Source organism: Agrilactobacillus fermenti, assembly GCF_047943045.1.
GTDB classification, from domain to species: Bacteria; Bacillota; Bacilli; order Lactobacillales; family Lactobacillaceae; genus Agrilactobacillus; species Agrilactobacillus fermenti.
This window is the reverse complement of record NZ_CP181347.1, coordinates 1,495,288-1,521,819: the sequence shown is the minus strand read 5'-3', so window position 1 is coordinate 1,521,819 and position 26,532 is coordinate 1,495,288. Positions and strand designations below refer to the sequence as shown.

Here is a 26,532-nt window from a genome sequence, read left to right as displayed (position 1 = left end):
GTTGAATTCTAATATTAAATCAAAAAGATGATTGCTTATTTTATAATCATTGTTTAAGCTTATTATAATAAAAGCAAAGGAGCGCACGTTCATGCATAAAGTATTAGTTGCAAATAGAGGCGAAATTGCAACTCGAATTTTTCGTGCTTGTGAAGAATTAGGTCTAAAAACGGTCGGTATCTATGCCAAAGAAGATGAACTATCCATTCATCGATTTAAAGCACAAGAAGCTTATTTAGTAGGGGCTGGTAAAAAGCCAACCGACGCATACTTAGATATTGACAGTATCATTCGTGTGGCGCAAAAAAGTGGGGCTGACGCTGTTCATCCTGGTTATGGGTTTTTATCTGAAAATGAAGAATTTGCAAGGCGTGTTCGGGCCGCTGGCTTAACTTTTATAGGTCCGAAAACAGAACTTTTACATATATTTGGTGACAAAATTAAGGCAAAGGCCGCTGCGAAGGCTGCAGGTATTCAACCGATTCCTGGTACAGATCATCCCGTTGAATCTTTGGCAGAGGTGCAAGCTTTTGGTCAGAAATACGGCTTTCCAATTATGATCAAAGCTGCTTTAGGTGGTGGCGGTCGTGGTATGCGTGTGGTTGAGACACCAGAAGAACTACCAGATGCTTATGAACGTGCCAAAGGCGAGGCAAAACAGGCTTTTGGTGAAGATGAGCTCTATGTTGAGCGGTTTATTGCCCATGCCAAGCATGTGGAAGTTCAAATTCTTGCCGACGAACACGGTCATGTGATGCATCTTTTTGAACGAGATTGTTCTGTGCAGCGTCGAAACCAAAAGGTTGTTGAAGTGGCCCCTTGTGTGATGTTAACGTCTGAACAGCGGGAGACTGTCTGTGGGGCAGCTGTGAAATTAATGCAACACGTGGGCTATAGTAATGCTGGCACAGTAGAATTTTTGATGGAAGATGGCCACTTTTACTTTATTGAAGTGAATCCTCGTATCCAAGTGGAACATACGATTACCGAATTAATTACTGGTGTTGATATTGTCGGGGCTCAGTTAAGAATTGCAGCTGGCGCCGATATCCACAAGGACTTGGGTTTACCCGCTCAAAATGAATTGCATTTTGACGGGGCTGCTATTCAGTGTCGGGTAACTACGGAAGATCCAAGTAATAATTTCTTCCCAGATACCGGAACTTTAGATACTTATCGTTCTCCCGGTGGTAATGGGGTTCGGCTAGATGTCGGAAATGCATATACTGGCGCAGTAGTGACACCTTATTTTGATTCTCTACTGGTTAAAGCTAGTGTTCATGCTTTGAGTTTTGAACAAGCTTGTCACAAGATGAGTCGCGTTTTAAGTGAATTTGATATTCAAGGTGTCAAAACCAACATTCCATTTATGCAAAATGTTATTGTGAATCCTGTTTTCATTTCTGGGCAAGCATTGACAACGTTCATCGGTGACCATCCTGAATTATTAAAGATCAAAGCACACAAAGATCCATCTCTAGCGTTAATGCAATACGTTGGTGATATTACGATCAATGGTTACGCCGATTTACCACGTAAGAAGGAAAAATCAGCTAGTCTAGTTGATTTACCTGTCATGCCTGCTTATCCAGATCCAACGCAAATAACGGCCAAGCAGATTTTGGATGACCAAGGTCCAGAAGCCGTTTCAAAATGGTTATTGGCGCAACCTAAAGTTCTATTAACCGATACAACCTTAAGAGATGCGCATCAAAGCTTATTTGCTACGCGGATGCGAACGCATGATATGGTTCGGATGGCCGGACAAATGGGACGAGCATTACCAGATCTTTTTTCCTATGAAATGTGGGGCGGCGCAACATTTGATGTCAGTTATCGCTTTCTCCATGAAGATCCTTGGGAAAGACTGCGGCGATTGCGGCAGTTATTACCTGGAACGTTGTTGCAGATGCTGTTCCGTGGTAGTAATGCGGTAGGTTATAAAAATTACCCCGATAACTTGATTAAAAAGTTCATTGATTTAGCTGCTCAAGAGGGCATGGATGTTTTTCGTATTTTTGATAGTCAAAATTGGCTGCCACAAATGGAAAAAAGTATTGATGCAGTTCGGCAAAACAATAAGATTGCTGAAGTTGCCATGTGTTATACCGGCGATGTTTCAGATTCCAGCTTACACAAATATGATTTAAATTATTATAAACAGCTGGCTAAAGACATTGAAGCTGCCGGTGCTAACATTTTAGCGATTAAAGATATGGCTGGTTTATTAAAACCACAGGCGGCTTATGAATTGATTTCAATGTTAAAAGAGACCGTTTCTATTCCGATCCATCTACACACACATGATACGGCCGGTAATGGTATTTATACTTATGTAAAAGCTGTTGAAGCAGGGGTAGACGTCGTTGATGTTGCGCAAAGTGCTATGTCTGGGGCAACCTCACAGCCAAGTATGAGTAGTCTATACTATGCACTTGGAGATAGCGCACGCCAGCCTGACTTGGAAATGCAGTCAGTTGAAAAAGTTAATGAATATTTTCAAAACTTACGCCAGGCCTATGTTGCTTTTTCAACGAGTGTGACCAGCCCGCAAACAGACGTTTATTTAACCGAGATGCCTGGCGGTCAATATACGAATTTGTATCAACAAGCTAAGGGCGTTGGTCTAGGTGATCGCTTTGATGAAGTTAAGGTCATGTACGCCAAAGTCAACCAATTGTTTGGTGACATTATTAAAGTTACGCCATCTTCCAAAGTTGTTGGCGATATGGCTTTGTTCATGCTGCAGAATAATCTAACCCCACAAGACGTACTTGAAAAGGGCCGTGATATTGATTTCCCTGAGTCCGTTATTAATTTCTTTGCTGGTGATTTGGGGCAACCGGTTGGCGGTTTTCCCAAAAAATTACAAGCAATCATATTAAAAGATCGCAAACCAATTACAGTTCGACCAGGTAGTTTGGTGGCGCCTGTTGATTTTACGGCTGTTAAAAGTGAATTAACGGAAAAAATGAAGCGAGAACCATCGGATGAAGAAATTGTGAGTTATCTACTTTATCCTAAGGTGTTCATGGACTATATTAAAGATCATGAAAAATATGGTGGTGTGACACATTTAGATACACCAACTTTCTTTGAAGGGATGCGTCTCGGTGAAACCATTCATATTAATTATGGTTCGGGCAAAGAAGCTATCGTGAATTTAGAAGAGATCGGTGAACCTGATGTTGAAGGCATGCGGACCATTTACTTTACTTTGAATGGGCAGAGGTTGCAGATCAGTGTTCAAGATAAGTCTGTCAGTCACGGTGTTGTCGGCAACCAAAAAGTTGAACCGACGAATAATGATCAGATTGGTGCTATGATGACTGGGACAATTGCCAAAGTTCTAGTTAAGAAGGGACAGTTTGTGAAGAAAGGGGAACCATTATTAGTTACTGAAGCAATGAAAATGGAAACCTCGATCCCTGCACCATATAATGGCTTGGTTCAGCATATTTATGTTAAACCAGGACAGCGTGTAGATGCGAATGATTTATTGATGGAAATGACGCCACAAGAGGCTAAAAAATAGGACTATCAAGGGATGATCGGGTTGATTTATGATGAACATATGGCTGCTGTAGAAGACAGTATTGATCATTTAGTAGAAAAATTAGCTCAATCCAAATATGTAACGCACTACCAGCAAAAGCTTGCAGCGTTACAACATGATTTACAAGCACAGGTGCTCATTGATAAGTTTCATAGCCTACAGCAACGTTTAAGTCAGGTAGAACCTTATGGCGCTTATCGTCCTGAAGTAATGACATTAAAACAAACAACTTTAGCCGCTAAGCGTGCGATGGATCTAAATCAACAAGTGGCTGCTTACAAATTGGCCCAGCGTGAATTAGAAACAGTCATTGATACGATTGCTGTTGTCATGGCAAATAGTGTTTCTAAAGATATCAAAGTAGCGACTCAAAATCCCTTTTTTGAGACTAAACGGCGACCGCACAACAAGTTAGAAAGGTGAAGCACATGTTTCAAATTAAACCGCGCGTTGGTGTTATTGTTTGGTTGTATAATTTACATCATGTCAAACAGCTGCGCCGTTATGGTATGATTTATTACACCTCAAAGCGTATGAAATACGTTGTTCTTTACGTAGATCAAATTCAAGCAGATGCGGTCAAGACAATGATTGAAAAATTGAATTTTGTACGAAAAGTAGAACTTTCACATCGCGGTGAATTGAATACTGAGTTTGGCGAGCGATTAGATCAGCTTGCTGAACAATCAGAGCAAGCTATTCCAGATGTTGAAAATTACCGTAAATATAAAAAAAGGAGCAACGACGATGCGCATCGTAGCCGGTGAGTATAGTGGGCGCAGATTAAAGCCAGTACCTGGTCGTAAAACGCGACCCACGACCGACAAAGTTAAAGAAGCAATCTTCAATATTATTGGCCCCTATTTTGAAGGTGGAACTGCATTGGATTTGTATGCAGGGACAGGTGGCTTAGGAATTGAAGCTGTATCACGGGGTATTGCTAAAGCGTATTTGGTGGATCGGCAGTATGCGGCAATCAAAACAATTGAAGCAAATGTTTCAGTTACCAAGGCACCAGAGAAGTTTGATATTATCAAATCACCTGCTAATCGAGCACTTGTAAAGTTTTCTGAAGACCAAATCAAATTTGATTTAGTCTTGTTAGATCCACCTTATCGTGAACAGCAAATCGTGAAATTATTGGGTCAATTTCATGAGCAAGTGTTGTTACATCCCGGTGCTTTGATTGTTGCTGAAACTGATGTTACGGTCCTATATCCCGAAATTACCGGTTTTTCACTGATTGGACAACATCAATATGGTATTACAGAAGTGAGTATCTTTAAGTATACGAGTTAATTTGCGAGGTAAGCTATGACTGAAAAAATTGGGCTTTTCCCAGGTAGTTTTGATCCCTTTACGAACGGCCATTTAGCCACGGTTAAAAAGGCTTTGACTTTTTTTGATAAAGTCTATATTGCTGTTGCCACCAATACTGGTAAAAGTGCTTTGTTTTCTACAGAAGAAAAAGTTGCGCTGATCAAAGATGCTGTGACTGCATTAGAATCGGTAACGGTCATTGCGGCTCCCAGAAAACTAACGGTAACATTGGCTCGAGAACTAGGGGCAACGACGCTGATTCGAGGATTGCGCAATGGTAATGACTTTGAATATGAAGCTGGGATTGCTCAAATGAATAAAGTTCAAGATGCAAGTATCGAAACGGTTTTTTTCATGGCTGACCAAGAGTACAACTTTATTTCTTCTAGTATGATCAAAGAGGTCGCGGCTTTTAATGGCCGCGTGACTGGTTTGGTGCCTAAAAACGTTGAAATTGCTCTGAAACAGAAGCTGCAGGAAGTTCACTATGGCAACTAAGTCACGTTGGCTCTGGTTCCGACGACTTTTAATAGTCATTGGTTTGGTTGGTCTAGCGGTTGTTTTTTTGTGGCCGACAAATTATTACTTGGAATCTCCAGGATCGGCAGAAGATGTCAGTCAATTTGTTAAAGTCGATCATCAGCATGCTAAAACTAAAGGAAAGTTTTTGTTAACCACAGTCCAAATCCAACAAGCCACACCAATACAGTTACTGATTGGGCATTTTCGATCGTTCACAGATATCTATAGTAAACAAGAATTAATGGGTAGTGCGTCTAGCGCGGCTTATGATCGCTTGCAACAATATTACATTGAAAACTCTGAAAATACCGCTATCGCACAGGCAGCAAAACGTGCAAAAGTCCCGTATCAATGGCATTTCATTGGTGTCTACGTTCTAGATGTGCTTCAGCAATCGAGTTTTCAGCATAAGTTGCAATTAGGCGATACTGTTTCTCAGGTCAATGGGCAGAAATTTACGAATACGGCTAATTTCCAAAAGTATGTGCGCCATTTAAAGTTGGGCCAGAAAGTCTCTTTAACCTATACTCGAAATAAAAAAACGCACCATGCGATTGGCCGACTGATTCGATTACCCGATACCAAGCGCCCTGGATTAGGCATCACGCTAACAGATCATACGCAGATCAAAACTAAAAGATCAATTCGTGTAGATGCTGGTGCCATTGGTGGGCCATCTGCTGGATTAATGTTTACGTTGCAAATTTATGATCAGCTCAGTCAGCAGCATTTATTGCGCGGTCGAACGATTGCTGGAACCGGCACAATTTCAACGGATGGGCAAGTCGGGCCAATTGGCGGGATTGATAAAAAAGTTGTTGCTGCGTCAAAAATGGGAGCAACGGTCTTTTTTGCTCCTGATGATCAATTAACTAAAAAAGAACGTCATGCCATGCCGCATTACCAAAACAATTATATGATTGCTAAAAAAGCGGCTCAGAAAATTCACACAAAAATGAAAATCATACCTGTGCGAAATTTAAATGACGCAATTCATTACCTAGAAAAATAATAACCTCAGATTTCTGCGTACGTATTAGTAGCAGAAAGTGAGGTTTTTTTAATGGAGTGGATTAAACGTTATTATTGGGTGTTAATTGTCGGTGTTTTTCTAGCAGGTGGTGGGTTTTGGTATCTGAGTCAGCCAAAATCTGATGTGACACATGATGTCGCTACCGCCGAGGCGACTTTTCCTAAAGCTGGCCCAGCTTCAAACCAAAAGGGTGCGATATCGTCTGGTAAGTCTAGTGATCACGCCGCCAAAAACCAAACCGTTGTCGTTGACATTAAAGGTGCAGTTGTCCATCCAGGCCTTTATCACTTAAAAAGTGAAGATCGCATCAATGATTTAATTCAACGTGCTGGGGGATTTCGACCAGAAGCGGATCAGACGCAAATCAATTTGGCGCAAAAAGTGCAAGATCAAGGCATGGTTTATGTCCCTCAAAAAGGAGAACCAAGAGTTGCGGGAGCAAGTAATACAGCCAATGCACCCAGTAGTTCTACTACTGGAGCTAAAATCAATTTGAATACAGCAACTAAAGAAGAGCTGCAGCAAATTGATGGTGTTGGTGAGAAGAAAGCCGAGAAAATAATTGATTTTCGGACCAACCAAGGTCAATTTTCAAGTGTGACCGATTTAAAAAAGGTCAATGGATTTGGGGATAAAACCGTACAAAAATTAAGTGATAAATTGACCGTTTAGATGATTATTCAGAGACAAGCAAAGTGGTTGGTAAACCGGCTGGAAGATCGCCTGATTTTTATTGGCTTGGCAGCCATCTTAACTGCTTGGTTGGTGAATGGTCAACGTTGGTGGCTACCCGCATTACTATTAAGTTATTTATGCATACGCGTAGCTAGCCTAGCCGATAAGGTCGTATTTTTTTTAATGATCAGCATTATTGTGGTCGTGGGAACGCTGGCTTTTCGCGTGCGGCCACCTAGAATCACGACTATACCAGCGCCAATAAATATTCATATTCAGGCTGATTCAATCAAGGTCAATGGCGATCAGTTGAGCGGTATTGCGACTGAAATCAATAGTAAGTCAAAGTCATTTTTAGTGTATTATCGGTTACAGTCACCTCAGGAAAAATTATATTTTCAAAATAACTATCATAATTTAAATTTACAAATTACAGGTGAGGTAACGCCTATTATGGCCGCAACTAACCGCGGTCAATTCGATAATCGTAATTATCAATGGCAAGCCCACCGTATTCAATATGCAATCAATGTGTCGCAAATTCAAAGCTGTGTCTATGATGATCATCATTGGATTGATCAACTTTTAAGTTGGCGCCAACAGCTTTACTTGCATTTTATGCGTTTTCCAAAACCCCTCAATGTTTACTTGACCGGTTTGATTATTGGCAAATTTGATGGCGATCTGACGTTTAAACAAGACATGAGTCAGCTAGGCATTATTCATCTGTTTAGTTTATCGGGACTACATGTTTTTGTCTTGATCAATGGCATTTATTTTTTCGCAACTCGATTAAGATTTACAAGAGAATTGGTTGAGCGTTGGCTTTTAATTTTATTACCCCTTTATTGTTTATTCGTTGGCGCAGGGGTGGGCATTCGACGTGCTGTCTTTTTGACTGTATTAAATATTTGCTTGCATCAAGTCAAATGGCATTGGGGAAAGTTGGATAAAATTAGCGTTATTATGATCGTCTTATTGCTGCTTGACCCCTACTTATTATTTAATTTAGGCGGCCAATTAAGTTTTGGCATGTCATTAGCGTTGATTTTAAATCGTTGGCATTCCGCAATTGGCAGACAACTAAATTTAATGTTGGCCAGCTTACCCCTTTTATTATATTTTAGTTATAGTTGGCATCTGGGAACATTGATATTAAATTTGATAATGATCCCACTTTTTGAGGTTATTATTTTGCCAATTATCATTGGCGTGGCGTTTTTGCCGTTTGATATGTGGCATATACATAGCTTTGTTAATGGTGGGCTGACAGCGTTGGACCAGTGTCTACATTTTGTAGCACAAACACGAACTTTAAATGTGATTTTTGGGCAGCCGTCGCTTATCATTGTCACTGGATTAGTCATGACAGCATTTTGGATTTTAAATCAAACTCAGCAAAGAAATCGTTTGAAGGGTAGTGTTGTTTATGGTACTTTATTAGTCGTTTCTTTTATCATGATCCACTTTCCTCTAATGGGGCAGATAACTTTAATTGATATTGGTCAAGGCGATTCTATTCTAATTACCACACCATTTCATCGACAGACCGTTTTAATTGACACAGGAGGTAAACTGAAGTTACCACTGCAATCCTGGCAAAAGAAAATTCAACAAGATGGTGTTACAAAAATCACATTACCTTTTTTAAAACAACAAGGGATCAGTCATTTGGATGCCATTGTTTTAACACATCAAGATGCTGATCATCTCGGCGATTTACAAACGTTATTACAATCAATTCCAGTGGTACGTGTTGTTTTTGCACAGGGACTGACGCAAAATCCACATTTTTATCAGAAACTAGTTGATCCAATGATCAAGCCGCATTACTTTCCGGTTTTAGCGGGTGATCAATTGAATCTGGCTGGTATGAGGTTTTCAGCTGTTCATCCGTTTCAGCCCGGAATGGGCGCTAATGAAGATTCATTAGTGCTATATACTGAGCTTGGACATAAGCGTTGGCTTTTTACTGGAGATGTCGATCAAGCAGGGGAAAAGGGCATAATCACGCACTATCCATCATTGAAAGTAGATTTTCTTAAAATTGCGCATCATGGTAGTAAAACGTCGTCAAACCCAGATTTTATTCAACAACTGCAGCCACAATTTGCTTTAATTTCTTCAGGCCGGCATAATCGGTATGGTCATCCGGATCAAGAAACGTTGCAAACTCTGACAAAGCTACGCGTGCCATATCTAAACACGCAAACATCTGGTATGATAACCTTTAGGTATTCTTTGAACGGTAATTATCATGTCCGGGTATTTGGCGTAAAATCTTAATCGCATTCAATATTTATTTTAAATGGAGGTTTCTAATCAATTTGGCAAGTACAATGATAAAAGTCGATGCCTTAAATAAACAGATAAAACAGCACCAAGCTGGCTCGCTTTATTTAGTTCTGGGGACTGAAGACCACTTGATCAATCAAGTAGTGTCTGCTTTTCATGGTGTGTTACGCCCCGAAGAGCGTTCAATGAATTTTGCTCAATATGATCTTACAAATGATTCTTTAGGTAGTGCAATCGACGATGCCTCATCAGTGCCTTTCTTTGGTGACCATCGACTTGTATTTTTAACGCGGCCTTTCTTTGCAATGTCTGAAAATATTAAGGCAACGGTCGAGCAGGATGTATCTATTTTAGAACGTTACTTGAAAAAACCAACACCATCAACAATACTCGTCATTTTTGCACATACACATAAACTAGACGGCCGTAAGAAGATTGCTAAGTTATTAATGAAACATGCACAGGTCGTTGATGTTCAAAAGATCGAGGCACGACAAGTCGAAAGCACTCTGGATAATTATCTCAGCCAACATGGTTTTCAAATTAATGCAGAAGCAAGAACACTGCTATTACAGCGTTCAGACGGTGATTTTTCTAATATTATTGATAATTTAGAGAAGTTGTTTATCACGGCAAGCGATAAACAGATCACGCTACCGATGGTTGAAGATCTTGTTGCACCAACATTGGAAAATAATATTTTTGATTTGGTAGATTACGTGTTGCATAAAAATGTCACACAAGCATTGGAACTTTATCACGACTTATTATTGAATAAAGAAGAACCAATTAAAATTAATAGTATTTTGTTAACGCAGTTTCGATTATTAATGCAAGTCAAGATCTTAACAAAGAAGGGCTTAACGCAAGGAGATTTAACCCAAGTTTTGAAAGTTCACCCTTATCGCATTAAACTTGCATTGCAAACAGCGCGCCATTTTTCCATGAAAGATTTAAAGCGGGCTTTTCTAGGCTTGGAAGAGAATGATTATAAGATGAAATCTGCACAAATAGATAAGCAATTGCTATTCGAATTATTTATGTTAAAATTTGCAGATCCAGTTAAGCAATAATTGAAAAGGGCCATTTGTCATTAACTAGTGATTTACATACATTAGTCAATGACAAATGGCCCTTATTTTTTTAAATAAAAAAGACTCGACGATTGCGAGTCAATCTTATCAATTATTTTGCTAATTTTGCAAGACGTGATTTTGTATTAGCAGCTTTATTAGCGTGAATCAAGCCCTTAGATGCAGCTTTGTCAACGGCACTAACAGCTTTTGTGAACAAAGCATCGCGATCTTCACCATTATTAGCTGCAGCAGCTTCATATTTTTTGATAGCTGTACGCATCGCACTTTTTTGTGCTGTATTTCTTAAGTTTGCTTTGTGGTTTGTTTCAACGCGTTTAATAGCAGATTTGATTTGTGGCATATTGACACCTCCGAGTAAGATTATTTACGAATACTCATTAATACGTAACGAAGTTATTATACAGAATTGTTAGTTTTAATGCAATAACAAACTTGTAAAGTATTTTTACTTGATATGAATAAAACTTGTGTTTTGAAGAAATTTTGATTATTATAGTAGATGTGTTTATTGCTACGGTATCTTAGTTTGACGAATCACCAACGTTTTACCAAGATAACCGCGAATAACGTTTGAGAGGGTGATAGATTTGGCAATTACACAAGAACAAAAAAATGAGATCATCAAGAAATATGCGCGTCATGAAGGCGACACTGGTTCTGCAGAGGTACAAATTGCAGTATTGACTGCTGAGATCAATGCTTTGACAGAGCATATGCGTTTACACAAGAAGGACCACCATTCATATGTTGGTTTAACTAAGAAAATTGGTCATCGTCGTAACTTACAAGCATACTTGAGAAACAAGGACATTGTACGTTATCGTGAATTGATCAAGAGCTTAGGCTTACGTCGTTAATTCTAGAACAGTGGGATCAGAAATTGATCTCGCTGTTTTTTTAATATAGAAATGGGGGCTGGCGAATTGTGAGCAAACATGTTTTTAAAATGCGATTTGATCAGATGCCAGTTACAATTGAAATTGGCGGATTGGCAACACAAACAGATGGGAGTGTTTTGATCCGCTATGGCGACACGGTTGTTCTAAGTACAGTTATTAACGGTGAGGAAACGGGGCAAGGTGAAGCCTTATCTTTAGAAGTTCAATATCGATTAAGTTCACTTGTAACTCCGGAGCTCGGCGTTGATGCAGCGGTTAATGAAATACAACCAAAACTAGCGGCACATAGAATCAAACAAATTTTAGAGCCGCTTTTACCAAAAAAAGCTAATCAAGATATACAAATTACAAATACAGTTTTGAGTTATGATGCTGACTGTGCACCATTTTTAGCGGCGCTACTGGGTAGTGCCTTAGCATTAGGTATCTCTGACATACCATTTTTAGGACCAATCGCGAGTGTTGCAGTTGCTCAGCTAGACGACAATACGGTCATTTTAAATCCAACATCGATTCAGCGGCAACAAGCTGAAATGTATGCTTTAGTGGCTGGTACAGATCAAGGATTAAGTTTTGTGAATGCAACTGGTAAATCAATGTCTGAAAAGACACTCAGCCAAGGTTTGATGTTTGCTTTAGACGAAATTAGAAGGATCAATAAATTTCAAGCTAAAATTATTGCGACTATTGGGAAGTCTAAATTAGAGTTTAAAAAAACGGCCATTGCGGACACTTTAAAATCAGAAATTTTTAAGTTGTATCGTAAACAGATGCTGGCCACACTAACAACCACAAATTCAGCAACACGAGCTGCAAAAATTAAAACAATCAAAACATCAGCATTGAATTATTTTAAAACGAGTATGAGGGTGGAAACCAATACGCAAGCGTTGGTTTTAAAATATCTTGCTGAGTTAGAACAAGCAATGACGCGTCAATTATTATTAGATAAAAATATTCGAGTTGCTGGGCGTGCACTAGATGCGTTACGGCCGTTATCAGTGCAATTAAACATGTTATCAACAGCCACTGGTTCTAGTTTGTTGCAGCAGGGTAAAACTCAAATTTTAGCAGCTTTACGGTCTGCAAAGATAAAGTCAAATGACGTAAAAGCAGCGATACAAATCAATACACATTTCTTACCTATTAGGGGAGAAAGCAATGATGACTTTCAAGTTACACAGCAAATAGATTGGTTAGATCATCAGTACATTCGAAATGCGCTAACTCAGGTATGGCTGCCTCAAGCGGATCACTTGCAGCGGTTGAACTTGGATTTAGAAATTCTAGATCGAGATGGCAGTATCCTCTCCGCCAGTACGAATGCTGCGATGTTAGCCCTATTAGCTACAGGAGCCTTGGTTGATTCAGCTGTTGTTAGTGTCACAATGGGACTTGTCCAGCACCAAGGGAAAATAGTTGTGCTGACGGATATAAGCAACTTGGAACAGCGTTTTAGTGAGAGCCGCTTAGAAATTGCCGGAACAAAACAAGCACTAACAGCTTTCCAAATGATAGGTCAGCCAATAGTTATGGCTCAACCTGAATTAACCAAAGTTATCATGCAGGCTAGGCAAGCGCAATTAGCACTACTAGAGTTGGTTAAGCAGGCAATATCTATCTAATTATTGATAAAGTGATTCATTCAAGCACATTTCGAGTTTTAATTATCAGTACGGTTATATTGGTTTTCATTTTGATGCATGTCAATCAAATGATTAAGATATTTTTAATGATTTTCGTTTGCAAAAGCAAGGATTTAAGCAAACTAGCGGCTGTGTATTTTTTTATTGATTCGTGGTAGACTTAAAAACATTAAAAGAATCTAATTTATTTTGAGAGAGGTTTTAAATATGTCTGGTTATAATGTAGCTATTGTCGGCGCAACTGGTGCTGTAGGATCACGGTTTATTCAATTGTTGGAATACGAAACAAAATTACCAATCAATTCAGTGAAACTATTGGCGTCTAAACGTTCTGCAGGCAAGCAACTCAAGTTTAAAGACCAGATGCTTACAGTAGAAGAGACAACACCTGATTCATTTGAAGGTGTTGATTTAGCATTATTCTCAGCTGGTGGTTCTGTTTCAGCGAAGTTTGCACCAGAAGCTGTCAAACATGGTGCTGTTGTGGTTGATAATACAAGTCACTTTCGAATGGACCCCGAGGTACCTTTAGTTGTACCTGAAGTCAACCCACAAGCTTTGAAACGCCATCATGGCATCATTGCTAATCCAAATTGTTCGACCATTCAAATGGTCGTTGCTCTGGAACCTGTTCGGCAGAAATTTGGGTTAGATCAAGTGATTTGCTCTACCTATCAAGCCGTATCTGGAGCTGGTCAAAGTGCTATTAATGAATTGATGACTGAGGCCCAACAAGTGTTAAATCATGAACCGGTTGAACCTAAAATACTACCAGTTAGCGGCGATGAAAAGCATTACCAGATTGCTTTCAATACGTTAGCTCAAATCGATGTGTTTGAAGATGAAGACTATACTCATGAAGAGTGGAAAATGATCAATGAGACACGTAAAATCATGGAAGACAATGATTTGAAAGTAACAGCTACTTGTGTGCGTGTGCCTATTGTCGTCAGTCATTCGGAAACTGTTTATTTTACAACAACGGATCGTTCAGCAACACCTGATGATATCCGAGCTGTTTTGAAGACCGCCCCTGGTGTCGTTGTGGAAGATGACCCGAAACACCAAGTTTATCCGCAGCCAATTAATGCCGAGGGCAAAAAAGACACTTTTGTCGGGCGTATTCGTCGGGACATGGATAACCAAGGGTCATTCCATATGTATGTGGTTTCAGATAATTTATTAAAGGGTGCTGCCTGGAATTCGCTTGAAATTGCCGAGACCTTGCATGAAATGAATCTATTACATGTCCAAGATTAGTGGGGGTTATGAATTTGCTGTTAGATGATGTATCAGTTATCACTGCAATGGTCACACCGTTTGATGACCGCAATGAACACATTGACCAAGAACGGTTACGGGCGTTAATCGAGCATTTGTTGGCAACGGGAACAGAAGCGTTATTGATTGGCGCAACGACGGGTGAAGGGCCAACATTGTCTCATGATGAGAGGTTAGAATTATATCAGGCAACTGTAGCAATCAACCAAGGCCGTGTTCCAGTCATTGCTAATGTAGGTAGTAACAATACCCAAGAAACAATTACATTTATGAATGAAGTCGCGGAAATTAAGGGCATTGATGCGGCTCTAGTTGTGGTACCTTACTATAATCGGCCAAATCAAGCGGGACTATATGCCCATTTTGCCGCTGTTGCGACACAAGGTAAACTACCATTTTTGATTTATAATATTCCAAGTCGAACTGGTGTCACTATGGCTGTGGCGACAATTTTGAAATTAGCAACCTTTGAACATGTTATCGGTGTTAAAGATTGTACGGGTATCACTAATTTAGGTGCTTTAGTCAATGGCACAAGTGATACTGATTTTGCTGTGTATAGCGGTGAAGATAATTTTGCCTTTGCAGCTAAAGCTATGGGTGCGCAAGGCGTGGTTTCAGTAGCAAGTCATTTATATGGTGAAGCAATCGCACGCATGTATCGCCTAATTGCCTTAGGAAAAGTCCAAGATGCTGCCAAAATTCAAATTAGTTTGGATCCCAAAATAAAGGCACTTTTTTCGACGCCTTCGCCAAGTGCCACTAAAGCTATGTTAAATGTGAATCAGTTACCAGTGGGCGGTGTGCGGCTGCCATTGGTGATGCCTAGTGCAGCGGAGTTTGAAACAATTAAACAAATTTTAGATAATTAATATGATTAAAGAGGTGAAGAGATGAGTCAAACAATTAAAGTTATCCCTTTTGGCGGATTGCGTGAAAATGGTAAAAATATGTACGCCGTTGAAATTGATAATGAGATTTTTGTGCTTGATTGTGGCCTGAAATATCCTGAAAATGAACTTTTAGGAATTGATGTGGTCATACCTGATTTTAGTTACTTAGAAGAGAATATCGATAAGGTTGTTGGTATCTTTTTAACACATGGACATGCAGATGCGATTGGCGCGTTACCTTATTTCTTAAAAGATCGTGATATTCCTGTTTTTGGGTCCAAGTTGACTGTGGAGTTAGCAAAAATCAACACAGAACGTGACCCATTAACAAAGAAGTTTGATGATTTTCATGTTGTCAATGAAAAAACGGCGATCGATTTTGAACAAGCAACTGTATCTTTCTTTAAAACGACCCACTCAATTCCAGGTTCTTTTGGGATAGTTATTAAAACGAGTTTAGGCCAAATCGTCTATACTGGTGATTTTAAATTTGATCAATCGGCAACGCCCATGTATCAAACAGATTTTGCGCGCTTAACAGAAATTGGCAAACAGGATGTTGCTTTGCTGTTAAGTGATTCTGCAAGTGCTGAGTCAGTGGGACCAAGTGTCAGTGAATTAGAAATTTCCCGTTATGTAGAAGAAACTTTTAATTTTCATGATGGTCGAATTATTGTGGCTTCCGTAGCTTCGAATATCGTTCGTATTCAGCAAGTAATTAATGCTGCTTATAAAACCGGGCGTAAGGTGGTCTTAACTGGTCGTGATTTGGAACGGATCGTTCGGACAGCTATGCGATTGCATTATTTAGAGTTTCCGGCTAAAGATATTTTAGTGCCGATCAAAGACATGAAGAAATATGAAGATAGTCAGCTCGTAATTTTAGAAACTGGGCGGATGGGTGAACCACTCAAAGCGCTACAAAAAATGGCTCAGAAACGTAATCGAAATGTCCGTATCCACGAAGGAGATCTAGTATTTATTACGACAACACCTTCCTATGCTATGGAAACGAATGTTGCCCGCACAAAAGATATGATTTATCGTGCTGGTGGTGAAGTAAAGGCTATTTCTGACGATTTACATGCCTCAGGACATGCAAATAAGAATGATCTACAATTGATGATCAATTTGTTGCATCCAAAAAATTTACTACCAGTTCAAGGTGAATACCGCCTAATGGATGCTCATGCCGAAATTGCTCATGAAACTGGGTTACCTTATAAAAATATCTTTTTAGCCCAAAATGGGGATGTTCTCTCATTGACAGAAGTGGGGATTAATCTAGGGCAATCGGTTGATGCTGGCAATGTTATGATCGATGGTAGTGGTGTTGGTGATATTGGCAATATCGTTTTGCGTGATCGTAAAGTACTTTCAGAAGATGGTATCTTTGTGGCAGTGGTAACGATTGATCGTAAAAATAAAAAGATTGTAGCTAAGCCTAAGGTGATTACACGTGGGTTTGTTTATATTAAAGCCAATCGAGACTTAATGGCCGAGAGTATTGAAATTGTAAGTCAAACAATCCAGAATAATTTAGATAATAAAGAATTCGATTGGAGTACCTTAAAACAAGATGTACGAGAAGATCTTGGTAAGTTCTTGTACGAACAGACACATCGGCACCCCGTAATTTTACCAGTCATTATGGAGGTCAACCAAAATAAAATTCGTTCACAGAATCATAGTCGTGCAAAACGGGCTTCAAATCAGTGACACTGACGACTTTTATGTGAGGGGCGCAGTCAATGCCAAAAGATAATGTCATTAAGTTTCCTAAGAACTTTGAAACTTTAATTGATCAAGGTAATCATTTTTTTGATGAATCAAAGTGGCATCAGGCGTATGAATGTTATTATCAAGCTTATGAATTGCGGCCAGTATTTTCGTTAAATTACCTACTTTCGGTTTTGTTAAGCAAAATGGGCGAAATTGACGAAGCTTTAGCTTTGACGAAGGAGTATTCTGAAGAATATTTGCAGCATGGTTCAGAGTGCACATTCTATTATTTACAATTATTAGTAAGGCATCGAGATTTTATCTTGGCGCGCCGTGATTTAAAAAATCTTCGGTCAGCTAAACTGGTTAATGTTTTGACAGCTTATATTCAAATGCAGGAACAAAAAATGATGCGCCATGAAGTTCAGATGCAGACAAAGCTGCGGCAGGTCTATACATTAGTCAATGCAACTCCAGCAGAACAACTGCATATTATTGCTGAAATCAAGCGATTACCACTAGCAGTTTATTTGCAGGCATTAACAGTTGTACTGCAAAATGATTGGATCAATCCACTTTATAAAAGCGAGCTTTTAAGTTACATTGCACCTCTGGATGTTAAACAAAAACTGGCATTTAATTGGTTTGGACAAGTGAAAACAGTTGATTTGGCGACTTTACCAAGTGATTTTCGGGTCATGAGTTACCAAACCGTCTGGACACATTTAACAAATATGGCACTAGATGATCCTATTATTTTGTTACAGATACAACAAGAGTTGGATCTACAATTTATACTTTTGTATCCATTTGCAGATGAAGTCGTGCAAGCACCTGCCGTTTGGCTTGATGAATTACTGCTTAAGTATGAGGGACAAACAGCTGATACAGGCGACAAGCCGCACTTACAAGTGCGACGATGGCAAGATAAGATCGACGCATATATTGCAGAATTAAATATGTGAATTTTTTTGATTTGAATGTTTACAAATCAAAGGGAAGCACGTATAATGCAAAGAGGATATTTTTAAGAGGAAAATGTTTAGTTTCTCCCTTAAAAGTAGTACAATTAAACTTAGAGAATTTTTGGCATGAAGTAGCCTGAGTGCCAACATTTTCTTGTCAAAAATACAGGAGGTTTCTTTTAATGGCTGAAAAAGAACATTATGAAAGAACAAAACCCCATGTTAACATTGGTACTATCGGCCACGTTGACCATGGGAAAACTACTTTAACTGCTGCTATCACTAAGGTCTTAGCTTCTAAAGGTTTAGCGAAAGCTGAAGACTATGCTGATATCGATGCAGCTCCAGAAGAAAAAGAACGTGGTATTACAATCAACACTGCCCACGTTGAATACGAAACTGAAAAACGTCATTATGCTCATATTGACGCTCCAGGACATGCGGATTACGTTAAAAACATGATCACTGGTGCCGCTCAAATGGACGGTGCTATTTTAGTTGTTGCTGCTACTGATGGTCCTATGCCACAAACACGTGAACATATCTTGTTAGCACGTCAGGTTGGTGTTGAATACATCGTTGTCTTCTTAAACAAGACTGACTTAGTTGATGATGACGAATTGATCGACTTAGTTGAAATGGAAGTTCGTGAATTACTTTCAGAATACGATTACCCTGGTGATGATATTCCAGTTATTCGCGGTTCTGCTTTAAAAGCTCTTGAAGGCGATAAGGAACAAGAAGAAGTTATCTTACATTTAATGGATGTTATTGATGACTATATTCCAACTCCAGAACGTGATAACGACAAACCATTCTTGATGCCTATTGAAGACGTATTTACGATCACTGGTCGTGGTACTGTTGCTTCTGGCCGTATCGATCGTGGTGAAGTTAAAGTCGGTGATGAAGTTGAAATCATTGGTTTGAAACCAGAAATCTTGAAATCAACAGTTACAGGTCTTGAAATGTTCCGTAAGACACTTGACTTTGGTGAAGCCGGCGATAACGTTGGTGTACTTCTACGTGGTATTAACCGTGAACAAGTAGAACGTGGCCAAGTTTTAGCTAAACCAGGTTCAATTCAAACTCATAACAAATTCAAAGGTGAAGTTTATATCTTAACTAAAGAAGAAGGCGGTCGTCATACACCATTCTTCTCAAACTATCGCCCACAATTCTATTTCCATACAACTGACGTAACTGGTGTCATTGAGTTACCAGAAGGTGTAGAAATGGTTATGCCTGGGGATAACGTTACTTTTGAAGTTGATTTGATTGCACCTGTTGCTATCGAAAAAGGTACTAAGTTCACTGTTCGTGAAGGTGGCCGTACTGTCGGTGCCGGCATGGTTAATGAAATCTTAGATTAATAATAAGATGTTTTAAAAAGGGCTTGGGAAACCAAGTCTTTTTTTATGGATACACTTAATTAATTCTGTCAAATCATTTACTTTTAGCAACACATAAGTTAGTATAAATTAGTATGCAAAAAAGCAATAAGTATTTAAGTTATGATCCGGAGGGAAACGTATGTCTGCAAAATGGGAAAAAAAAGGCACCAATGATGGTGAACTTACTTTTGAAATTGATGTCAATAAAATTAATAGTGGTTTAGATCAAGCTTTTAAACGTGTGCGCAAGACTTTAAATGTGCCAGGGTTCCGTAAAGGCAAAGTGCCACGCCAAGTATTTAACCGTATGTATGGTGAAGCTGCATTGTATGAAGATGCTTTGAATATTGTTTTACCTGATGCTTACGATAATGCTGTCAAAGAAGCTGCTATCGAACCAGTTGATCAACCTGAAATTAATGTTGAAAAGATGGAACCCAACGAACCTTGGGTCATCAAAGCTAAGGTAACCGTTAAACCAGAAGTCAAATTAGGTGACTATAAAGGTTTAACAGTACCTAAGCAAGAACGTGATGTAACTGATGCTGATGTTGACGCCGAGCTTGAAAAACGCCGTGAAGATCAGGCTGAATTGGTGCTTAAAGAAGATGGCGCTAGTGAGAAAGGTGACACAGTTGTCATTGACTATAAAGGTAGCATCGACGGCAAGCCTTTTGATGGTGGTTCCGCAGAAAACTACTCTTTAGAGTTAGGTTCAAATTCTTTCATTCCTGGGTTTGAGGATCAATTGATTGGTCATAAAGCTGGGGACGACGTTGAAGTTAAAGTAACTTTCCCTGAAGATTATCAAGCTAAAGATTTGGCTGGTAAAGAAGCTACTTTTGAAACTAAGATCCATGAAGTTAAAACAAAAGAGTTGCCAAAACTAGATGATGAGTTTGCTAAAGATGTTGATGAAGATGTTGATTCTTTGGATGAACTTAAAAAGAAAATCAAAGCTGATTTAGTTGAAAAGAAGAACACAGCTGCGGATGAAGCAATTCAAGATGCTGCCATTTCTGAAGCGGTTAAGAACGCAACTATCGAAGAATTACCAGAAGCTATGGTTCATGAAGAAGTGCATAACCAAATGAACCAATACCTCGGAAATATGCAACGTCAAGGTATTTCACCACAAATGTACTATCAATTAACAGGGACATCAGAAGATGACTTACACAAGCAATTTGAAAAAGATGCTGATGAACGTGTTCGCACGAATTTAGTATTGGAAGCTATTGTAAAAGCCGAAGATATCAAACCATCTGAAGATGAAATTAATGATGAAATTAAAAACTTAGCTTCAGAATATAATATGGACGAAAAAACAGTTCGACAAACATTGACGAATGATATGTTGAGCCATGATATTGCTGTTAAAAAGGCAATTGATATTGTCGCTGATTCAGCTAAAGAAGCTTAAAGCATAAGCATCTAAAAGGGAGGTAAACGGTGAGTTTAATTACTGTTTACCTCTTTTTAAGCGCATTACTTTACGAACTGTTGTTTCTATGCTATCGTTCATGTAGTATTAGTTATGAATTACTCACAGGATTATGGGTAATGGAAGGGTTGATTAATTCAATGTTTGACAATATGGAAACCTCTGGACCTGTCAAGTGTTCGTTCTGCGGCAAAACCCAGGACCAGGTCAAGAAAATCGTTGCCGGCCCCGGTGTATATATTTGTAATGAATGTATCGATTTATGTAAAGAAATTATTGATGAAGAATTTAAAGAAGAAGCTTATCATGATCTTGTAGATGTACCAAAACCACAACAGATCTTAGATGTTTTGAACCAATATGTTATTGGTCAAGATGATGCAAAAAAGGCCCTTTCAGTTGCCGTTTATAACCATTACAAGCGGGTCAATCAAATGTCAGTGGCTAAGGAAGATGATACTGAACTGCAAAAAAGTAACATTGCTTTGATTGGTTCAACTGGTTCAGGGAAAACGTTCCTAGCTCAATCACTTGCGCGTATTTTGAATGTACCTTTTGCTATTGCCGACGCAACAACATTGACCGAAGCTGGATATGTGGGTGAAGATGTGGAAAACATTTTACTCAAGTTGCTGCAAAATGCGGATTACGATGTTGATCGTGCACAACGTGGTATCATTTATATCGATGAAATCGATAAAATTGCTAAGAAGAGTGAAAATGTCTCCATTACACGTGATGTTTCCGGTGAAGGGGTACAGCAAGCTCTATTAAAAATACTTGAAGGTACCACAGCTAATGTGCCACCTCAGGGCGGTCGTAAGCATCCACAACAAGAGTTTATTCAAATTGATACAACCAATATCTTGTTTATTGTTGGTGGCGCTTTTGATGGGATTGAACAAATCGTTAAAAACCGTTTGGGTGAAAAAACGATTGGTTTCGGGACGAATACAAATCAACAACTTGACGAAAATGAGAGTTTGATGCAGCAAATTATTCCTGAAGATTTAATGAAGTTTGGTATCATTCCTGAATTTATTGGACGGATTCCAATTATTGCAGCTTTAGAAAAACTAACTGAGAATGATTTAGTGCGCATTTTGACTGAACCTAAGAATGCACTTGTCAAACAATACCAGAAGTTATTGTCGCTTGACGATGTACAGCTAGAGTTTACAAATGATGCTTTACATGCTATTGCTCATGAAGCTATTGAACGTAACACGGGTGCACGCGGCCTTCGTTCAATTATTGAAGAAGTTATGATGGATATGATGTTTGATTTACCTAGTCGTGATGATGTTGCTAAAGCAATTGTAACCAAGGCTGCGGTTGAAGACCATGCCGAGCCTGAACTTGTTTTGGTTGACGGTAAAAAGGCTTCTTAAAAAGTTAAAGTTGTGTTGATGTTTTTAAAAGAGCTGGTGGCAGAATATGTTCTGTGCCAGCTTTTTTAGTAAAAGTATTGGAGTGAATTATGCAATTTAATGATATAACCTTATTGATCAGTGCCGTTGACCCAAAACAATATCCGCAAGATGGCTTGCCGGAAATCGTCCTGTCTGGGCGTTCGAATGTGGGTAAATCTTCATTAATCAATACCTTGTTAAGTCGAAAAGCGCTGGCACGGACTTCTAGTAAGCCGGGTAAGACGCAGACCTTGAATTTTTATCAAATTGAAAAGCAGCTTATTTTTGTGGATGTTCCAGGTTATGGTTATGCTAAGGTTTCAAAACAGCAGCGAGAACGTTTTGGCCAAATTATTGAAACGTATCTGCAAACGCGAGAAGTGTTACAGGGTGCTGTATTATTAGTTGATGCCCGACACGAGCCTACAGAGGACGATTTTAATATGTACAACTATCTCAAGTATTATGATTTACCTGTGCTTGTCGTCGCAACTAAAGTAGATAAAATCAAACGAAGTCAGCATAATAAGCAGACAAAGATCATCAAACAGAAGTTGCAATTTGATCCTAGTGATCAATTTGTTTTCTTCAGTGCGGAAACAAAGGTCGGCCATGATGAAATTTGGCAGTGGATCAAGGCACATACCCAGGTTGATTTTGTTATTAAATCTGTGCAATGATTGCTGCGACTTATTTGAATAGCGCGTCGGGCGTTAAGCTTTATAAAAAATGATGAGAGCGAGACAAACGGTGTTGCCTTTTGGCACACGGTTAAACTAAAATTATTAACAAACAGATAGAGGGCGAAAACAAAACGTTAATTTGTTTTCGCCCTCGTCATTTTTATGGTTCTTTGTCAATGAGTGTTGGTGAACATTTTTTATAAAGATTTTGAGAGGTTAGATGGAACTACTCCGTGTCAAGTAGACAACTTAAATAATTAAAATGCTTATGCACTTTTCTTAACGGCATGGCACCCATATTCGTTGGGGGTCATGCCGTTAAGTGTTTCTTGGCGACGTTTGTTGTTATACCAATCGATACAACGTGAAATCTGAAGCGCTAGTTCCTCTTGTGAATACGCTTGTTCAAAGGCGAAGAATTCTTCTTTCATGTGACTCCAGAAGCTCTCCATAGGACTGTTGTCTCCAGGTGTCCCTGGACGGGACATACTATGGGTGATGCCTAAACTGGCTAGTTTTAGGTTGTAACTGCCTGAAGTATAACTGCTACCTTGATCACTGTGTACGATCTTTGGTTTAGCACCAGATACTTGTTGTAGGGCTAAGTCGAGCGTTTTACTGACTAATTCTGCTGTTTCCGTCGACGCAATAGCCCAACTTACGATCCGATGATCGTAAAGATCTTCTGATGGCGCTTAGACGGACACGTTGCTCATTATTAACGCCATATCTTAATTCGGAACAATCAGTCACCCAAGTGTGGTCCATCCGATCGGGGTGGAACTCATGTTCCAGCTGGGCATTTAGTAGTTTATTACCGAGATAATATCTTTGCGCTCAGCTTTACGATCATGCTTGGCAATACGGATCGATGCGTAGATGTGGTGAAGATGCATCAGGCGTCTCACTCGACTGGCACAAGCATGATAAGGCGTTTCTTTGTCAATGTAGACCATTAATCGTTTGACTCCAAAATATAGTGATGCGCTTCTTCTAATTGTTGGATAAAAGCGACAATAGCGGCATCTTCAAGCTGGCGCTTACTGGGAACGTGATGACACCATTTATAATAAGCCGCACGAGAAATTTCAGCCAAGCGGCATAAATTACTGACAGTATATAGATTCTGGGTGTCTGGATTAATGATCTTTGTCAATTCTTTGATGGCTAAGTATACTTCCTGTGGGATCTTTCGCTCCTTTCCAACTCTGCGAATTTTTTTAACAAGGCATTCTCCGTTGAAACATATTCCAATCTTGCTTTAAGACGTTTGATCTCTAATGATTGGCGTTCATTGGCAGATAGATGGCCATCGTCTGACTTAGCTTTACCACGACGGTCGACCAAGGCCTCTGGGCCTCCTTGTTTAAACTTCTTGACCCAAGCATAGACTTGTCCATAGGAGATATCGTACTGTTTTGTGGCACCTGTATAGTCCATGTCATTTGCGATGACCCACTCGGCAATCTCAATGCGTTCAAGTTGTGTTGTCTTGCGTCCGTTCTTCATGGCTAGATTCCTCCTAGCAGATACTAGTGATTTACCACTAGTATACCGAGAAAGCCACTGAAAAATAACTCCGGGATTTGAGACCTCGAATTTATCACAAAGTTGAGGCATTGAAATACCGCCTGCTAGATACTCTTGAACGACTTGTTCCTTTAATTCGATAGTATAACTTTTACATGTATGTTTGGGTTTTAGTGCGACTATACCTCCATGATGAAATAAATAATTCCAATGACTGATCGTTGTCGCTTTGATACCAAACTCCCGTTCAATAGAATTGGCCGATCGGCCGTTTTTAAGTAGGCCAATGAAATGAAGTTTCTCATCAATAGAATATCTGGAACCTTTTCGGCCCATAAAACATACTCCTTCCTAAGCAAACAGGTTTTAATTATTTACCTGTCTACTTAAGTAGGAGTATAGCCGATCTTAATCGGTCTAACTTTTTTGTTACAGTCAAGTAATGGTCTGCCAGCCTTTGGCTGGATTGCTTTATTTATTTAGATATGGGCGAATTGCAGGTAAATTCTGAGCTTGAAATTCCGTTGGTTTCTAAAGCCATAACTGGTACGTTTGATCTCTTTGATTTTATAATTAGCCCCTTCAATTGGACCATTGGAGTAGTCATAACGGCAACTATTGAGGAGTGCCTGCCAATGTATTTTAAGGCTTCTGATAGTCGTATCCATTTCATTGTGTAATGGTCGGTAGTTATTCAAGACTGCTTTCAAAGCTTTCGCATCACGATCGTGAACTGCTGAGTAAATGCCTTGGTAAACTTCATAAGTTTGTTTGAAGGTCTCATCTAAGCTCAAAGCAAGATGGACTAGATTGACATCGGTATCGTAATAACCAACTGCCGGGTGATAACTCAGTTTTTTGGCTTCCAAAGTTTTAGCATCACGCAAGAAAATACGCCAGTTAGATTTAAGTAATTTATATTCTCTGGAACTGCGTTTCTGTTGTTTCATCAACCGCTTACGACAGGTATTCAAAGCACGATTAGCCATATTGATGATATGGAAACGGTCGATAATGATCTGTACATTGGGAAATACAGCTGGAATAAAATTGATGTAGGCCGCATTCAGATCAACGACGATACTTTTAACTTTTAGCCGCTCGGCTAAAGGAAAACCTAAGAAGTAATCCTTGAGTGTCGCTATGCGACGCGAAGGCAGGACAGCCCCCAGGGCATGGCTCTGGGCATCCATCCAGATAAAGCTATAGGTGTCTGTTGCTTTGAATTCGTCAAAACAAAGATGCTCTGGTAAATAATTCCGCTTTTCTTGAAGTGAGTAGGCGTTATCTTGGATCAAGATCCGTTGGACTGAAGCGCTTGAGATATGATAGCGCTGGGCAATAGTTTTGAGTGACGTGTTGGTACGAGCATCCAGGGTGATCGCCCAGTGAACTGGTCGAGTGATCGAACAATGAGCTGCCACAACCTCAGTTTTTGCCATAAAAGTCGTTCGGCATTGCTTCCACAGATAATGTTGTTTTTTCAATTCCAAATAGACCGGTTGTCGTGTAGCCGTCACATTAGGTAATTTTAACCGACAGGTTTTCGTCCCATATTTGATCAAACTGCCTTCAAAGCCACAGTTTACGCAACGGGTTTCCTGGCTTTCTAGCTTGGCATGGTAAACAGCGGCACGTTCATCTTTGATCTTTTTCGTTTCAAAAGGTAGATTTTCATCAAACTTGATATTTCTATCCTTGATTCCTAAAACATTTTCTGTAGAATCAGTAGTAGGGAACATCATTCATCCTTCTTTCAATTGGTTTTAGACGACTTGATTGTAGCATAGGAACATGGTGTTCCTTTTTTGTGTCTCAAAATTGGTATAAAAATAAGGTGCCAGTGGACTGACGTCCACCAACACCAAAAAGTATAGAACCATTTTTATTTATCTTCTTTTTGACTATCAGTTGTTTTTTTCTCTTTTTTTGTATCTTTTTTCTTTTTGTCATCTTCTAAATCTGGCATAGTTGCAAATTTATCAAATAGACCAGTCAGATCAACATTGCGTTTAACGGTTAGTCCCATATAATCATTCCTTTCTTTACTTGTATTCTATCAGATTCATTAAAAAACACAATTGTTGCACCTTAATGTATAAATATAAGAAAAATGCCGTTTATATTGAATATTAATGAATATTAGTGTATACTAATGCTCATCA

26 protein-coding genes and 1 pseudogene are annotated in these 26,532 nt (G+C 39.3%); 19 read left to right on the top strand and 8 right to left on the bottom strand.

Features of this window, described 5'->3' with window-relative positions:
• Nucleotides 1-91 precede the first annotated feature (91 nt).
• The 9 genes from ACNAN0_RS07445 to holA are packed head-to-tail and all read left to right on the top strand — an operon-like array spanning nt 92 to nt 10,474.
• The gene (locus tag ACNAN0_RS07445; protein ID WP_416353001.1) at nt 92-3,535 is read left to right on the top strand and encodes a pyruvate carboxylase; all 3,444 of its coding nucleotides are present in this window, start codon (nt 92-94) and stop codon (nt 3,533-3,535) included.
• Nucleotides 3,536-3,547: 12 nt separating this feature from the next.
• Nucleotides 3,548-3,979: a YlbF family regulator gene (locus tag ACNAN0_RS07440; RefSeq protein ID WP_230912496.1), complete on the top strand. Its 432-nt coding sequence runs from the start codon at nt 3,548-3,550 to the stop codon at nt 3,977-3,979.
• Nucleotides 3,980-3,984: 5 nt separating this feature from the next.
• Nucleotides 3,985-4,323 (top strand): YlbG family protein, encoded by a 339-nt coding sequence (locus ACNAN0_RS07435; protein ID WP_230912495.1) that lies wholly within the window; start codon nt 3,985-3,987, stop codon nt 4,321-4,323.
• Nucleotides 4,304-4,855 (top strand): 16S rRNA (guanine(966)-N(2))-methyltransferase RsmD, encoded by a 552-nt coding sequence (rsmD, locus tag ACNAN0_RS07430; protein ID WP_230912494.1) that lies wholly within the window; start codon nt 4,304-4,306, stop codon nt 4,853-4,855. Before ACNAN0_RS07435 ends, rsmD begins: the two co-directional genes overlap by 20 nt.
• A gap of 15 nt (nt 4,856-4,870) precedes the next feature.
• Nucleotides 4,871-5,374 (top strand): pantetheine-phosphate adenylyltransferase, encoded by a 504-nt coding sequence (gene coaD / locus ACNAN0_RS07425; RefSeq protein WP_230912493.1) that lies wholly within the window; start codon nt 4,871-4,873, stop codon nt 5,372-5,374.
• Nucleotides 5,364-6,410 (top strand): SepM family pheromone-processing serine protease, encoded by a 1,047-nt coding sequence (locus ACNAN0_RS07420; protein ID WP_230912492.1) that lies wholly within the window; start codon nt 5,364-5,366, stop codon nt 6,408-6,410. Before coaD ends, ACNAN0_RS07420 begins: the two co-directional genes overlap by 11 nt.
• A 51-nt stretch (nt 6,411-6,461) precedes the next feature.
• Nucleotides 6,462-7,103: a ComEA family DNA-binding protein gene (locus tag ACNAN0_RS07415; protein ID WP_230912491.1), complete on the top strand. Its 642-nt coding sequence runs from the start codon at nt 6,462-6,464 to the stop codon at nt 7,101-7,103.
• Nucleotides 7,104-9,392 carry a DNA internalization-related competence protein ComEC/Rec2 gene (locus ACNAN0_RS07410; RefSeq protein ID WP_416353000.1) on the top strand — a complete coding sequence of 763 codons (2,289 nt, stop codon included), beginning with the start codon at nt 7,104-7,106 and terminating at the stop codon, nt 9,390-9,392.
• A gap of 41 nt (nt 9,393-9,433) precedes the next feature.
• Nucleotides 9,434-10,474, top strand: a complete 1,041-nt coding sequence (gene holA, locus ACNAN0_RS07405) for a DNA polymerase III subunit delta (protein ID WP_230912489.1) — start codon at nt 9,434-9,436, stop codon at nt 10,472-10,474.
• 112 nt (nt 10,475-10,586) lie between these two features.
• Here holA and rpsT read toward each other — a convergent pair whose 3' ends face one another.
• The gene (gene rpsT, locus ACNAN0_RS07400) at nt 10,587-10,838 is read right to left on the bottom strand and encodes a 30S ribosomal protein S20 (RefSeq protein ID WP_230912488.1); all 252 of its coding nucleotides are present in this window, start codon (nt 10,836-10,838) and stop codon (nt 10,587-10,589) included.
• Nucleotides 10,839-11,085: 247 nt separating this feature from the next.
• On the opposite strand from rpsT, the gene rpsO reads away from it, so the two are divergent.
• From rpsO to yihA, 10 genes are all read left to right on the top strand, one after another.
• Nucleotides 11,086-11,355: a 30S ribosomal protein S15 gene (gene rpsO / locus ACNAN0_RS07395; RefSeq protein ID WP_230912487.1), complete on the top strand. Its 270-nt coding sequence runs from the start codon at nt 11,086-11,088 to the stop codon at nt 11,353-11,355.
• A gap of 89 nt (nt 11,356-11,444) precedes the next feature.
• Nucleotides 11,445-13,022, top strand: a complete 1,578-nt coding sequence (locus tag ACNAN0_RS07390) for a hypothetical protein (protein ID WP_416352999.1) — start codon at nt 11,445-11,447, stop codon at nt 13,020-13,022.
• A gap of 228 nt (nt 13,023-13,250) precedes the next feature.
• Nucleotides 13,251-14,303 (top strand): aspartate-semialdehyde dehydrogenase, encoded by a 1,053-nt coding sequence (locus tag ACNAN0_RS07385; RefSeq protein ID WP_230912485.1) that lies wholly within the window; start codon nt 13,251-13,253, stop codon nt 14,301-14,303.
• Between the two features lie 47 nt (nt 14,304-14,350).
• Nucleotides 14,351-15,196, top strand: coding sequence for a 4-hydroxy-tetrahydrodipicolinate synthase (gene dapA / locus ACNAN0_RS07380; RefSeq protein WP_416354181.1), 846 nt, complete (start codon nt 14,351-14,353; stop codon nt 15,194-15,196).
• A gap of 21 nt (nt 15,197-15,217) precedes the next feature.
• Nucleotides 15,218-16,936 (top strand): ribonuclease J, encoded by a 1,719-nt coding sequence (locus tag ACNAN0_RS07375; RefSeq protein WP_416352998.1) that lies wholly within the window; start codon nt 15,218-15,220, stop codon nt 16,934-16,936.
• A gap of 32 nt (nt 16,937-16,968) precedes the next feature.
• Nucleotides 16,969-17,904 carry a hypothetical protein gene (locus tag ACNAN0_RS07370; protein ID WP_416352997.1) on the top strand — a complete coding sequence of 312 codons (936 nt, stop codon included), beginning with the start codon at nt 16,969-16,971 and terminating at the stop codon, nt 17,902-17,904.
• Between the two features lie 182 nt (nt 17,905-18,086).
• Nucleotides 18,087-19,277, top strand: a complete 1,191-nt coding sequence (tuf, locus tag ACNAN0_RS07365; protein ID WP_416352996.1) for an elongation factor Tu — start codon at nt 18,087-18,089, stop codon at nt 19,275-19,277.
• 160 nt (nt 19,278-19,437) lie between these two features.
• Nucleotides 19,438-20,721, top strand: coding sequence for a trigger factor (gene tig, locus ACNAN0_RS07360; RefSeq protein WP_416352995.1), 1,284 nt, complete (start codon nt 19,438-19,440; stop codon nt 20,719-20,721).
• 161 nt (nt 20,722-20,882) lie between these two features.
• Nucleotides 20,883-22,133, top strand: a complete 1,251-nt coding sequence (gene clpX, locus ACNAN0_RS07355; RefSeq protein ID WP_416354180.1) for an ATP-dependent Clp protease ATP-binding subunit ClpX — start codon at nt 20,883-20,885, stop codon at nt 22,131-22,133.
• 89 nt (nt 22,134-22,222) lie between these two features.
• Nucleotides 22,223-22,834, top strand: a complete 612-nt coding sequence (gene yihA, locus ACNAN0_RS07350; protein ID WP_416352994.1) for a ribosome biogenesis GTP-binding protein YihA/YsxC — start codon at nt 22,223-22,225, stop codon at nt 22,832-22,834.
• Between the two features lie 269 nt (nt 22,835-23,103).
• Here yihA and ACNAN0_RS07345 read toward each other — a convergent pair whose 3' ends face one another.
• From ACNAN0_RS07345 to ACNAN0_RS07315, 7 genes and pseudogenes are all read right to left on the bottom strand, one after another.
• Nucleotides 23,104-23,289 carry an IS3 family transposase gene (locus ACNAN0_RS07345; RefSeq protein ID WP_416352993.1) on the bottom strand — a complete coding sequence of 62 codons (186 nt, stop codon included), beginning with the start codon at nt 23,287-23,289 and terminating at the stop codon, nt 23,104-23,106.
• A 75-nt stretch (nt 23,290-23,364) separates the two neighbouring features.
• Nucleotides 23,365-23,487: pseudogene (locus ACNAN0_RS07340) on the bottom strand (IS3 family transposase); the annotation flags it as partial.
• Nucleotides 23,488-23,640: 153 nt separating this feature from the next.
• On the bottom strand, nt 23,641-23,793 hold the full coding sequence (locus tag ACNAN0_RS07335) for a hypothetical protein (RefSeq protein ID WP_416352992.1): 153 nt from the start codon (nt 23,791-23,793) through the stop codon (nt 23,641-23,643).
• Nucleotides 23,793-23,993, bottom strand: coding sequence for a hypothetical protein (locus ACNAN0_RS07330; protein WP_416352950.1), 201 nt, complete (start codon nt 23,991-23,993; stop codon nt 23,793-23,795). The genes ACNAN0_RS07335 and ACNAN0_RS07330 overlap by 1 nt, the downstream gene beginning before the upstream one ends.
• An 11-nt stretch (nt 23,994-24,004) precedes the next feature.
• Entirely contained in the window at nt 24,005-24,703 is a 699-nt protein-coding gene (locus tag ACNAN0_RS07325; protein ID WP_230913969.1) for a helix-turn-helix domain-containing protein, read from the bottom strand.
• 143 nt (nt 24,704-24,846) lie between these two features.
• Entirely contained in the window at nt 24,847-26,112 is a 1,266-nt protein-coding gene (locus tag ACNAN0_RS07320; protein WP_416352991.1) for an ISL3 family transposase, read from the bottom strand.
• Nucleotides 26,113-26,252: 140 nt separating this feature from the next.
• On the bottom strand, nt 26,253-26,396 hold the full coding sequence (locus ACNAN0_RS07315; protein ID WP_416352990.1) for an SPJ_0845 family protein: 144 nt from the start codon (nt 26,394-26,396) through the stop codon (nt 26,253-26,255).
• Between the last annotated feature and the right edge of the window lie 136 nt (nt 26,397-26,532).